Source organism: Pseudomonas sp. PDM22 (genome assembly GCF_014851965.1).
Lineage (GTDB): Bacteria > Pseudomonadota > Gammaproteobacteria > Pseudomonadales > Pseudomonadaceae > Pseudomonas.
In genome coordinates this window covers 1,054,829-1,066,927 of sequence record NZ_JACVAR010000002.1, presented here as the reverse complement: position 1 = coordinate 1,066,927, position 12,099 = coordinate 1,054,829, and the positions used below count along the sequence as shown (strand labels likewise).

13 protein-coding genes and 1 tRNA gene are annotated in these 12,099 nt (G+C 60.9%); 4 read left to right on the top strand and 10 right to left on the bottom strand.

The annotated features are described in order from the left end of the window. Positions 1-31: 31 nt before the first annotated feature. The 6 genes from pheS to IB255_RS10520 form a co-directional block, all read right to left on the bottom strand. Positions 32-1,048, bottom strand: coding sequence for a phenylalanine--tRNA ligase subunit alpha (gene pheS / locus IB255_RS10545; protein ID WP_024763164.1), 1,017 nt, complete (start codon positions 1,046-1,048; stop codon positions 32-34). Positions 1,049-1,145: 97 nt separating this feature from the next. Then, positions 1,146-1,502 carry a 50S ribosomal protein L20 gene (gene rplT / locus IB255_RS10540; RefSeq protein ID WP_003099086.1) on the bottom strand — a complete coding sequence of 119 codons (357 nt, stop codon included), beginning with the start codon at positions 1,500-1,502 and terminating at the stop codon, positions 1,146-1,148. 21 nt (positions 1,503-1,523) lie between these two features. Next, positions 1,524-1,718, bottom strand: coding sequence for a 50S ribosomal protein L35 (gene rpmI / locus IB255_RS10535; RefSeq protein ID WP_017516491.1), 195 nt, complete (start codon positions 1,716-1,718; stop codon positions 1,524-1,526). Between the two features lie 60 nt (positions 1,719-1,778). Continuing rightward, positions 1,779-2,330, bottom strand: a complete 552-nt coding sequence (gene infC, locus IB255_RS10530) for a translation initiation factor IF-3 (protein WP_174824622.1) — start codon at positions 2,328-2,330, stop codon at positions 1,779-1,781. Continuing rightward, positions 2,330-4,252 carry a threonine--tRNA ligase gene (thrS, locus tag IB255_RS10525; protein ID WP_192210243.1) on the bottom strand — a complete coding sequence of 641 codons (1,923 nt, stop codon included), beginning with the start codon at positions 4,250-4,252 and terminating at the stop codon, positions 2,330-2,332. Before thrS ends, infC begins: the two co-directional genes overlap by 1 nt. Before the next feature lie 241 nt (positions 4,253-4,493). Beyond that, positions 4,494-5,327 (bottom strand): alpha/beta fold hydrolase, encoded by an 834-nt coding sequence (locus IB255_RS10520; RefSeq protein ID WP_081518111.1) that lies wholly within the window; start codon positions 5,325-5,327, stop codon positions 4,494-4,496. A gap of 254 nt (positions 5,328-5,581) precedes the next feature. Here IB255_RS10520 and IB255_RS10515 point away from each other — a divergent pair, with 254 nt between their 5' ends. Together IB255_RS10515 and IB255_RS10510 are read left to right on the top strand one after the other, a co-directional pair. Then, on the top strand, positions 5,582-5,935 hold the full coding sequence (locus IB255_RS10515; protein ID WP_081518110.1) for a histone-like nucleoid-structuring protein, MvaT/MvaU family: 354 nt from the start codon (positions 5,582-5,584) through the stop codon (positions 5,933-5,935). Positions 5,936-6,378: 443 nt separating this feature from the next. Then, entirely contained in the window at positions 6,379-6,603 is a 225-nt protein-coding gene (locus IB255_RS10510; protein WP_045217792.1) for a hypothetical protein, read from the top strand. 74 nt (positions 6,604-6,677) lie between these two features. Here IB255_RS10510 and IB255_RS10505 read toward each other — a convergent pair whose 3' ends face one another. Continuing rightward, entirely contained in the window at positions 6,678-7,199 is a 522-nt protein-coding gene (locus tag IB255_RS10505) for a DUF4946 domain-containing protein (RefSeq protein WP_081518189.1), read from the bottom strand. 734 nt (positions 7,200-7,933) lie between these two features. Between IB255_RS10505 and IB255_RS10500 the strand changes: the two genes are divergently transcribed. Continuing rightward, entirely contained in the window at positions 7,934-8,248 is a 315-nt protein-coding gene (locus IB255_RS10500) for a hypothetical protein (protein ID WP_081518109.1), read from the top strand. Between the two features lie 286 nt (positions 8,249-8,534). Here IB255_RS10500 and IB255_RS10495 read toward each other — a convergent pair. After that, a tRNA-Val gene (locus tag IB255_RS10495) sits at positions 8,535-8,611 on the bottom strand. 186 nt (positions 8,612-8,797) lie between these two features. On the opposite strand from IB255_RS10495, the gene IB255_RS10490 reads away from it, so the two are divergent. Continuing rightward, entirely contained in the window at positions 8,798-10,081 is a 1,284-nt protein-coding gene (locus IB255_RS10490) for an NAD(P)/FAD-dependent oxidoreductase (RefSeq protein ID WP_045217794.1), read from the top strand. A gap of 34 nt (positions 10,082-10,115) precedes the next feature. On the opposite strand, the gene IB255_RS10485 is transcribed toward IB255_RS10490, so the two are convergent. Both IB255_RS10485 and IB255_RS10480 read right to left on the bottom strand, forming a co-directional pair. Beyond that, positions 10,116-11,075, bottom strand: coding sequence for a formate/nitrite transporter family protein (locus tag IB255_RS10485; protein WP_081518108.1), 960 nt, complete (start codon positions 11,073-11,075; stop codon positions 10,116-10,118). 73 nt (positions 11,076-11,148) lie between these two features. Beyond that, positions 11,149-12,093: a PA2778 family cysteine peptidase gene (locus IB255_RS10480; RefSeq protein WP_081518107.1), complete on the bottom strand. Its 945-nt coding sequence runs from the start codon at positions 12,091-12,093 to the stop codon at positions 11,149-11,151. Positions 12,094-12,099 lie beyond the last annotated feature (6 nt).

Sequence of the window (12,099 nt, the reverse complement as noted above, 5' to 3'; positions counted from 1 at the left end):
GCTCTCCTAAATGCGTTGACGGTCGTGCGGGCTAGCGGAACTGGCCGAGGAACCGCAGATCGTTGTCGAAGAACAGGCGCAAGTCGTTCACGCCATAGCGCAGCATGGCCAGGCGCTCGATCCCCATGCCGAAGGCGAAGCCCTGGTATTTCTCGGGGTCGATGCCGGACATGCGCAGCACGTCGGGGTGGACCATGCCGCAACCCATGACTTCCAGCCAGCCGGTCTGCTTGCAGACGCGGCAACCCTTGCCGCTGCAGAGCACGCACTGGATGTCGACTTCCGCCGAAGGCTCGGTGAAGGGGAAGAAGGACGGACGGAAGCGGACGGAGAATTCCTTCTCGAAGAAGGCGCGGAGGAATTCCTCGATGGTGCCCTTGAGGTCAGCGAAGCTGACGTCTTCATCGACCAACAGACCTTCGACCTGGTGGAACATGGGCGAGTGGGTCAGGTCGGAGTCGCAGCGGTAGACGCGGCCCGGGCAGACAATGCGAATCGGCGGCTTCTGGTTTTCCATGGTGCGGACCTGTACCGGCGAGGTATGGGTGCGCAGCAGCATGTTCGCATTGAAGTAGAAGGTGTCGTGCATGGCACGAGCCGGGTGGTGGCCCGGAATGTTGAGCGCTTCGAAGTTGTGGTAATCGTCTTCGACTTCCGGCCCCTCGGCCACTTCATAGCCGATGCGGGTGAAGCACTGCTCGATGCGCTCTTTGGTGCGGGTGACCGGGTGCAGGCCGCCGGAGGACTGGCCACGGCCCGGGAGAGTCACGTCGATGCGCTCGGCAGCCAGCTTGGCGGCGAGGGCGGCGCCCTCAAGCTCAGCCTTGCGGGCGTTCAGCACATCCTGAACCTTTTCCTTGGCGACGTTGATCAGCGCACCGACCTTGGGGCGCTCTTCGGCCGGCAGGTCGCCCAGGGTCTTCATGACCTGGGTCAGCTCGCCTTTCTTGCCGAGGTAGTGAACCCGGATCTGCTCCAGGGCGTTGACGTCTTCGGTGTTCCGCACGGCGTCCAGGGCCTGCGAGACCAGCGCGTCCAGGTTTTCCATGTACCAACTCCAGATACAAAATAGGGGAAGAGCGGTAAGGCTCTTCCCCTATCGGTGACGTTACGTCCGGACCGAGATCCGGTAACTGTCGTGGGGCTTAAGCCAGGCTGGCCTTCGCTTTCTCGACAATCGCGGTAAACGCCGCTTTTTCGTTCACAGCCAGATCGGCCAGGACCTTACGGTCGATCTCGATGGCCGCCTTTTTCAGGCCAGCGATCAGACGGCTGTAGGACAGACCGTTCTGACGAGCACCAGCGTTGATACGGGCGATCCACAGGGCGCGGAACTGACGCTTGCGCTGACGACGGTCACGGTAGGCGTATTGGCCGGCCTTGATTACCGCCTGTTTGGCAACACGGAACACGCGCGAACGCGCGCCGTAGTAGCCTTTTGCGAGCTTCAGAATCTTTTTGTGACGACGACGGGCAATCACGCCACGCTTAACACGAGCCATTTATTTATCCTCTACCAGAAATCAACGCAGACGCAGGGAGCGCGCTACACGGCGAACGTCGGAAGCAGCGAGCATCGAAGTGCCGCGCAGCTGACGCTTACGCTTGGTGGTCATTTTGGTCAGGATGTGGCTCTTGAAAGCGTGCTTGTGCTTGATGCCACCAGCAGTCACTTTGAAGCGCTTTTTGGCGCCACTCTTGGTTTTCATCTTTGGCATGTTTGGTACTCCGCATTCGTTAACAACTGATAACCATCAGGCCTGCCAGTGCCCGGGAGGTTATTTACGCTTCTTGGGAGCGATGACCATCATCAGCTGGCGTCCTTCCAGCTTAGGATGCTGTTCCACGGTGCCGACTTCGGCGAGGTCGGTTTCGACTCGCTTCAGCAGCTCCATGCCCAGCTCCTGGTGGGCCATCTCACGACCACGGAATCGAAGCGATACCTTGGCCTTGTCCCCTTCATTAAGGAAACGTACCAGGTTGCGTAGTTTTACCTGGTAATCCCCTTCTTCCGTCCCTGGACGAAACTTGATTTCTTTGATCTGTTGCTGGTGCTGGTTCTTCTTCGCAGCAGCGGCTTGCTTCTTCTTCTCGAAGAGGTGCTTGCCGTAGTCCATGATGCGGCAGACAGGGGGCACCGCATCAGCAGAAATTTCCACCAGGTCCAGCTTGGCTTCGTCAGCCAGACGGAGAGCCTCATCGAGGGAGACCACACCAATCTGCTGACCGTCAGCACCAATCAGGCGAACCTCACGGGCGGTGATGTTCTCGTTGATCGGCGGTTTCGGGACAGCCCGCTTATCCTGTCTCATTTCACGCTTAATAATGATTACTCCGAGTCTTGGCGACCACGCCGGGAAACCGCCTGAGCGAGCAGCTCAGCGAACTGGGCGACCGGCATCGAGCCGAGGTCTGCCCCTTCGCGCGTACGTACGGCGACGGCCTGCGATTCAACTTCTCTATCGCCGATAACCAGCAGATAGGGAACCTTGAGCAAAGTATGCTCGCGGATTTTAAAGCCAATTTTCTCGTTTCTCAAGTCAGACTTGGCACGGAATCCGCTTTGCTCGAGCTGACGCACCACTTCTTCAGCCCATTCGCCCTGCTTGTCAGTGATATTCATCACTACTGCCTGGGTCGGTGCGAGCCACGCCGGGAACAGGCCGGCATAGTGCTCGATGAGCATGCCGATGAAGCGCTCGAAGGAGCCGAGGATCGCGCGGTGCAGCATGACCGGGCGGGTACGGCTGTTATCTTCGGCGATATAGCTGGCATCCAGACGCTCCGGCAGGTTCGGGTCGTACTGCAGGGTGCCGCACTGCCAGTTACGGCCGAGGCAGTCCTTCAGGGTGAACTCGATCTTCGGACCGTAGAAAGCCCCCTCCCCCGGCTGGTATTCCCACTCCAGGCCGGATTCGTTCAGAGCGTCGGCCAGCGCACTTTCGGCGCGGTCCCACAATTCTTCGGAACCGACTCGCTTGGCCGGACGAGTGGACAGCTTCATGGAAACATCGGTGAAGCCGAAGTCCGAGTAGACCTGCAGGGTCAGCTTGATGAAGTCGGCCGCTTCCTTCTTCACCTGTTCTTCGGTGCAGAAGATGTGGGCGTCGTCCTGGGTGAAGCCACGCACGCGCATGATGCCGTGCAGCGCGCCGGACGGCTCGTTGCGGTGGCAGGCACCGAACTCGGCGAGACGCAGCGGTAGGTCGCGGTAGGATTTCAGACCCTGATTGAATATCTGCACGTGACATGGGCAGTTCATCGGCTTGACCGCGAAGTCACGGCTTTCCGACGAAGTGGTGAACATGTTCTCGGCGTAGTTGGTCCAGTGGCCGGAGCGCTCCCAGAGGATGCGGTCGACGACCTGCGGGGTGCGGACTTCCACGTAGCCGTGGTCGCGCTGCACCTTGCGCATGTACTGCTCGAGCACCTGGTAAACGGTCCAGCCGTTCGGGTGCCAGAAGACCATGCCAGGAGCTTCTTCCTGGAGGTGGAAGAGGTCGAGCTGCTTGCCGATGCGACGGTGATCGCGCTTCTCGGCTTCCTCGATGCGCTGGATGTAGGCAGCCAGTTGCTTCTTGTCCGCCCAGGCGGTGCCGTAGACGCGCTGCAGTTGCTCGTTCTTCGAGTCGCCACGCCAGTAGGCACCGGAAATCTTGGTCAGCTTGAAGGCCTTCAGGAAGCGGGTGTTCGGCACGTGCGGGCCGCGGCACATGTCCACGTACTCCTCGTGGAAGTACAGGCCCATGGCCTTCTCGTCCGGCATGTCGTCGATGAGGCGCAGCTTGTATTCCTCACCACGAGCCTTGAAGGTCTCGATGACTTCGGCACGCGGCGTCATCTTCTTGATGACGTCGTAGTCCTTCTCGATCAGCTCGGCCATGCGCTTTTCGATCGCAGCCATGTCTTCCGGCGTGAAGGGGCGCTCGAAGGCGATGTCGTAATAGAAGCCTTCGTCGATCACCGGGCCGATAACCATCTTGGCGATCGGGTACAGCTGCTTGACCGCATGGCCCACCAGGTGAGCGCAGGAGTGGCGGATGATTTCCAGCCCATCCTCATCCTTCGGGGTAATGATCTGCAGGGTCGCATCGCTGTCGATGATGTCGCAGGCATCGACCAGTCGGCCGTTGACCTTGCCGGCCAGGGTGGCTTTCGCCAGTCCCGCGCCAATGGATTGCGCCACCTCGGTCACACTGACCGGATGATCGAAGGAACGCTGACTACCGTCGGGAAGAGTAATGATGGGCATGGCGCCTCCTCTCCTAGTGGTGACCCCTACGAAAGGCCACATGGGTTGGGATGTGCCAGTAAGCGTCGCCCGCCGGGTAAGCCTGCCTCACAGTGGCAGGCGCCTTGTCGGCACCCTGCGCATTCGCGCGCGGACGTAGATCACTGGAAGAAATCGAAAACCTGCCCGCAAACGATAGCGGGCAAGGCGTGGGATGTTACTGCAAGTTAAGGAAGCTGACGAGCGGCAAGCCTGACTTCGCTCAGTACTGCTCGACAAATTCCAGCACGCTGCGATTGAACGACGCAGGGCGGATCACATTCATGCCGTGGGACGCACCAGGAATCGTCACCGAGCGCGCACCCACCAGTGTCGATTGCAATGCCTGGATGATTCGCGGAAACGGCTCCGGACTTTTTGCCCCGCCGATCAGCAATACCGGCAACTGCAATTGCAGGATCTGCTCATGCTTTATAGGCACGGGATGATCGGCGACCTGCCCAACCAATGTCATGGCATTAGCTGTCGCCATTTCGCGGAATTGCCGGGAAGACCGCGACCAGACTCCCGCACCACTGACAGTATCGACAAAGAGTTGCAGCCCCTCTTCCACCGCCCCCGCTCGAATCATCTCCAGCGCCTGCTGACGAAACTGATTACGCGCCACGGGAGATACTGGCGCCTCGATATTTACCCCCGCGAAAACATCATCGGCAAAGTCCCCGCCGGGATCGGCGAGCGTCAACGAGAGCAATTTCTGCGGAGCCGCCAGCGCCACACGCAGACAGATATTACCGCCCCGCGAATGCCCCAGCAGGTGAACCGGACCGGGCAACTGATCGAGCAACGCCAACAGATCATCGACATGCTGCTGCGTTGTAAAACCCGGCCCCGCGCCATCCCACTGCTCGGGAAAATAGTGGCGCAGGCTGGGCACCAACACACGATAACGGGCAGACAACGCCTGAACCTGCCCCTGCCAGTAGCGGTAGTCACAGAGTGACCCATGCACAAGCAGCAGCGGCACGCCCTGCCCGGCAACCTGGCACGTCAGTTCATAATCATTGACCCGGTATTGCACTATCTCGTTATTCATCCAGCACTCGCACGCAACGCACCACAATAAAGCACACAGATTTCGCAGGGGTTATTGATCGACGAAAAATACCGCCACACCCTTTAGCCTGGGCATTATCCCTCATTGATCAATTAATCGACCAACCCTTCATGCGCCCTTAACATTTAAAGCGTGCCTCCCAATCGCAACAATTCATATATTCAGTTGACGCGAACAATCACAAGAACACAGAATCGCGCCGTACTAATCACCCTGCATACGGGAGCACCCAGATGTCCAAACTTGCGGAATTCCGCGAAGCCGAGCGCAAACTCCAGGAACAACTCGCCCTGCTCGAGAAACTCAAGAGCGATGGCGGCCTGAAGAAAGAACTGGAGTTCAAGGATCAACTGCAAGCCTTGATGGACCAGTACGGCATGAACCTGCGCAACGTCATCAACATTCTCGACCCGCAGAATTCCACCGAGCCGGCTGCCGCACAACAGCCGCGCCGCACCCGCCAACTGAAGGTCTACAAGAACCCGCACAACGGCGAGACCATCGAGACCAAGGGCGGCAACCACAAGACCCTGAAAGCCTGGAAACAACAATACGGTGGCGACACCGTGGAATCCTGGCTGCAGTAATGCTGATGTTCCGCGGAGCGCTCCCGCTCCGCGGAATCTCTCCCTCGCTCGGCGACTTCTGACAGACGGCTGTATAAAAACTAGCCATCGTTAGAAGAAATCCTTATACTGGCTGACAGCGAGCACCAAACCCAAGGTCGCCCCTCCCAGCACTCCCTACCTGATCCAGGGCAGAAGCTGGGCTCTACAGGGCCACGGCCAGCGCATCCTCCGCATCGATTCCAGAGCACGCCAACCGCGCCAGGAACATTTGCCCGAGCGATCAGCGCCCCACGTCAGATCCTCTGCTTTCACCCAACATCGCAGCCTGACGCGAACAGACCCTCAAGTTTCCAATCGCTGCCATATTCCGGTCATACGTTTTCTGCATTCTCAGATCGCACCCGGAGCTTTTGACGATTTCGACGGTCATAGGACCGTTACCTATTTGGAAAGACAAGACAATGAAAACCTCCCTGCAAATCCAGGAGGCGATTCGCACCCTCTCGGCGGCTTTCGCCCCTCTGAACTGCGTCATCCAGGCCAAGCGCAAGCACGGCTTCAGCTTCACCCTGGTGAACGAGCATGGCATCGCCAAGCACACCGAACGCCTCTACCCTCAGCAGTACCAGGGCGAGGCACCGCTGAGCGCGGTGATTCAGCGAGTGCAAGCCACTATCGCTGCCTGAGCCTGAAAACGAAAAAAAAAAGCCCCGCATGAGCGGGGCTTTTGCTTTTCTGCCTCTCCTATAGAGGCAGCACCTCAATTCAGACTGATGCCCGCCTTCACCGCTTCGATCTCCGCCATCAGTGCCGCATAGCGCTCCGATGGTGCCGCATAGGTCAGCGAGTACGCCGCCCCATCACCCAATGCGACCTGAACGGTCTGCTTGAGCACCTCGGTGCCGTTCTGGCTGATACCGCAATGCACTTCCAGCCCCGCGAGCCCACCCAGCTTTGCATCCAGAGGCTTGCTGCACGCTGCCTGGAACCCCTGGCGCATGAAGTCCTTCTGGAGCGCCTTGCGCATCTCGACGATAACATTCTCGACACTGACCTGGGCGGCAGAGCCAAGTCGACTGCGGGTAACCTCCATGATCAGGTCCTGGGAGCCATCCTCCGCCATGCGCACCCCACGCTGACGAACCACGGGCGCATCAGCTGCCGCATCCATTGGCGAGCGCGAAACTTCCCAACCCTGCGGCCAGATCACCTGCATTTCCGCCAACGCCGGTAGCGGCACCCACAACACGCTGAGCAACAACCAGGATCGCAGACCGCTCATCACCACCTCCGGGCACACCTCAACGGACACCATAGCAGGCTCCCCTGTCATTTCGCGGGCCAGCCGCCCTTCGGAGAACCAACGGAAGGGCGACCCTACCGAACCGCCCATCCAGCGCCAAGTGCCACTGACGACACCTGACGAGCCAACCACTGGAAGGACGCCAGGCCGGAGCTACAGTCCACAGTGCAGCCGAAGGACCGGCCAGCTCGCAATCCCCTGAGTTGCCGTCTTGAAGCCCCGCTCTCTCCAGGTGCGGGGCTTCTCGTTAGTGCCGCCGGCACAATCCCTTCCATCGCCGCCGGTCATGCATCGGCGCCGACACAATACTTACCTTGCCGATACCAAATTCTTCGAGACACCCGCGCCGCCTGCGGGTCTACTTTGCGCCGTTTTTTCCCGCCTCATGGTGTCTCGATGTTGTCCAAGCTGACCAAAGCCGCTCTGCTCACCACCTTAGTATTGCTCTCCGGCTGCTGGCCGTTCTTCCCACCCTTCGGCGGCCCGGGCGGCGGCCCAGGAGGCGGAAGCAACCATGGAGGTGGCGGTCACGGCGGCGGCCCCGGCTTTGAAAACCACCGATAAGACGACGCCCGATGCACAGCATCGGGCGTTTTTTGTTTACGACCCGCCCCGCCCGATCCCCCTGAAGATGAGCCCCGCCGGACGAGCAGAAGACCGCAGCAGACTCCATACTGACAGGCAGAACCAAATTGCAGGCTCAGTGAGGCCAAATGAACAAGCTCACAGCGATGCTCCTGCTCATGACCCTCGCCAGCAGCGCTCAAGCGTCTGACTTCTGCACCGGCATCGGCTTGTTTGCACGTGCGGGAGCGCTGTACCGAAACGAGGGGAAAACCGAACAGCAGGCCATCGCAGCCATTCACGAGGGTAGCGCCAAGCTTGACGCTGATACGCAGGTGATCGTCAGGTACTTCGTGCGCTTCGGCTACCACGGCAACCAGACTCCCGATCAGGCGTCCGCCAACGCCGAACAGAAGTGCCGACAGTACGAAGCCTCCAGCGAACGCAGGAACGCCATGAACTAGGGCCGGCACCTTTAACCCTCGCCCCACACTCCTACTGCCGAAGAGCAGCACGGGCACACACACGAACTGCACGCGAATGAATTCAGGCTCTCCATATAAGGAAGGCTTGCCGAGCAAACAGACACAAGCTCCGCCAGGCCGTGCCAACCCAAATCAGAAGCAGCAGGCGCGCCAAGCCGAAGCAACGGAGCATGCAGGCGCTTCCCGACTCAGAAAAGAAACGCGCAAAACAAAAAGGGCGACCCTTTCGGATCGCCCTTTCTGAAATCGCCGAAGCGATTATGTTTGGTAGGCACAATTGGACTCGAACCAACGACCCCCACCATGTCAAGGTGGTGCTCTAACCAACTGAGCTATGTGCCTGTCGTGTGGGGCGCATTCTACGCGATCGTTTTAGAGCGTCAAGCACTTTTTTCAGCTAAGCCACTGAAAAAGTGAATTTTTTTATGTTCGACCGTCCGTAAATTATTTTGCACGGGCACTAGCCGGTCTGATTCGACTCAGGTAGCATCCGCACATCTCGTAAAAAATAACAAACACAGGTGCATTATGCCGCACACCTCCTACCCCTCCTCCTATTACGCAGCTTCGGCCAACCCGGTCCCGGCCCGTCCTGAACTGCAAGGCGAGGTGGAAACCGATGTCTGCGTGATCGGCGCAGGCTACACCGGCCTGTCGACCGCCCTGTTCCTGCTGGAAAACGGTTTCAAGGTCACCGTACTGGAAGCCGCCAAGGTTGGCTTCGGTGCCTCGGGCCGCAACGGCGGTCAGATCGTCAACAGCTATAGCCGCGACATCGACGTCATCGAACGCACCGTCGGCGCCAAGCAGGCCAAACTGCTGGGCGACATGGCCTTCGAAGGCGGCCGAATCATTCGCGAGCGCATCGCCAAGTACAACATCCAGTGCGACCTGAAGGACGGTGGCGTGTTCGCTGCCCTCAGCGCCAAGCAGATGGGCCACCTGGAGTCGCAGAAGAAGCTGTGGGAGCGCTTCGGCCATACCCAGCTGGAACTGATGGACGCCAAGCGCATCCGTGAAGTCGTCGGCACCGACAGCTATGTCGGCGGCATGCTCGACATGAGCGGCGGCCACATCCACCCGCTGAACCTCGCCCTGGGCGAAGCCGCCGCCGTCGAGTCGCTCGGCGGCGTGATCCACGAGCAGTCCCCTGCCGTGAAGATTGACCGCGGCGCCAACCCGGTAGTGCACACCCCGAAGGGCCGCGTGAAGGCCAAGTTCATCGTGGTGGCCGGTAACGCCTACCTCGGCGGCCTGGTGCCGGAACTGGCTTCCAAGTCCATGCCGTGCGGTACCCAGGTGATCACCACCGAGCCGCTGAGCGCCGACCTGGCCAAGTCCCTGCTGCCGACCGACTACTGCGTCGAGGACTGCAACTACCTGCTCGACTACTACCGCCTGACCGGCGACAACCGCCTGATCTTCGGCGGTGGCGTGGTCTACGGTGCACGCGACCCGTCGAACATCGAAGCGATCATTCGTCCGAAGATGCTCAAGGTGTTCCCGCAGCTGAAGGACGTGAAGATCGATTTCGCCTGGACCGGCAACTTCCTGCTGACCCTCTCGCGCCTGCCGCAGGTTGGTCGCATCGGCGACAATATCTACTACTCCCAGGGCTGCTCGGGCCACGGTGTGACCTACACCCACCTCGCGGGCAAGCTGCTGGCCGAAGTGCTGCGCGGCCAGGCCGAGCGTTTCGACGCCTTCGCCACCCTGCCGCACTACCCCTTCCCGGGCGGCCGCATGTTCCAGGTTCCGTTCTCCGCGATCGGCGCCTGGTACTACACCATGCGCGACAAGCTGGGCATCTGACGCCTTGCTTCTCACCGCACGAAAAAACGGCGCCTCAGGGCGCCGTTTTTCTTTTCGGGGACTTCTCCGGTGGCGACGTATCGCTGCGCACCTGGGCATGGCTCATCAAAGCGAAGATCAGGCTGCCACCGACGATATTGCCCACCAGCGTCGGCAAGGCGAAATCGACGACGAACGCCGCCAGCCCCACTTCGCCGGCAAACATCAGGTAACCCACCTCGCAGGTGCCGACCACGATGTGGCTGAAGCTGCCCAACGCCATCAGGTAGGTAACCAGGAAGATGATCCACACCTTGGCGTTTTCCGCCGCCGGCACCAGCCAGACCATGGTGGCGATCATCCAGCCGGAAACGATGCCCTTGGAGAACATCTGCCAGTGGTCGTTCTCCATCACCTCGCGGCCTATGTCGAGGAAGGCCTGGTCGGCCTTCGTGTCGAAGATCGGCAGATGCAGCATGCCGTAGGCGAACAGCAGCGCGCCGACGACATTGCCCGCCAAGACCACCGACCACAGCCGCAGCAACTGGCCGAACTTTTCCAGCGTTGGTTCGCTCATCACCGGCAGCACTGCCGTCAGGGTGTTCTCGGTGAACAGCTGCTGGCGCGCGAGAATGATCGCCAGGAAGCCCACCGGATAACCCAGGCTGGTGGTGATCACCGCCATGTCGTGATCCGGCAGCCGAGCACGGAACAACCCCATGGCCATCAGCGACAGGCCGATGGTCAGCCCGGCCGCCAGCGCCGACCACCAGAGCGCCGCAAGGGTGCGGTCCAGTTCATGATTGCCCTGCAGGCGGATGACTTCATGCAGCACCAGCGCGCGGGGCGGCTGGCTTTTCTCGACCTTGCGGCGCTCCTCGGCGGAGAGATCGTCGGCCGTGTCACTTCCGGCTTTCGAGCTGCGGGAAGGATTGCGAGGCGCCGCCTTCTTGGCAGTCGACGCGCTCTCCTTGGCACGCGCGCCGCCGCGTGCCGGTGGTTTTTCGCTGGCCATGCCAAGCACCTCGCTGGGACATTGCAGGTTTAGGCTGTGCCCTTCCCGCTTCGGTTCCAGAAACCTTCGCGCCTCAGTTCGCCGGGCAGGCCGGAACCGCCTGGCAACTGCCACCTGCCGCGGCCGTACTGCCGATCTTCTGCGAGAAGCGCGCATCGTCCGGCGCCAGGTACCGCGCACAACTCGCCGCTGCGCCAGCCTGCTGCGGACAACCACGCTCGCCCAATACGTTGGCCAGATTGAACCAGCCCGCCGCAAACCCCGGCTTCGCGCCGACGCTGTGGCGCAGCGCATCCTCGGCATCGCCGAGATTTCCGTCGCTGTAGCGCGCATTGGCCAGGGCGAACCAGCCGAGCGACTCCTGCGGCCAGGCCCTGGTCGCGGTGCGGTAGGCCTGCTCCGCCAATGCCGGCTGACCGGTTTCCTCCAGATCGTGGGCCGCCCTCAACCAGGCCGTCGGCTCCGCCGTCGCCGGTAGCCGATCCGCCGGCACGGTCAGCACAGCCCAGCGCTGGCTGCGCTTCCAGGTCACGTCGAAGGCGGTGAAGTCGATCACCAGGCGCTCGGTGATGCCCGAGCGGAGGATCAGTTCGTGCCGATTGCGATCGAAGCCGACCACCACCGCGAAGTGCCAGACAGGCAGCCAGTCCAGCCCCTGATTCTGCAGGATCAGCACCGGATTGCCCGCCGCCACTTCGGTCAGGATGTTCTCCAGGCGCGGCTTGAGCGGATAGACCAGCATGCCCTTCTCCCGCGCCGCCGCTACCAGCTCCACCTGCAAGCTGCCCTCGCGTCCGGGGATGAACACCCGATCCTTCAGTTCGCGCGGCGTCACCCGCACGCCGCGCTGGTTAAGCATGGTCGCCAGCGCGGCCGGGCCGCACTGGAACTCCTGCTGCGGGAAGAACTGCACATCACTCAGTTCCACTCGCTCCGGCAACGCCTCCACGCTGGCTGGCAACGTCGGCGACTGCGCGCAGCCGCCGAGTGCCACGGCCGCCGCAAACGCGACGGCCATGGCCCA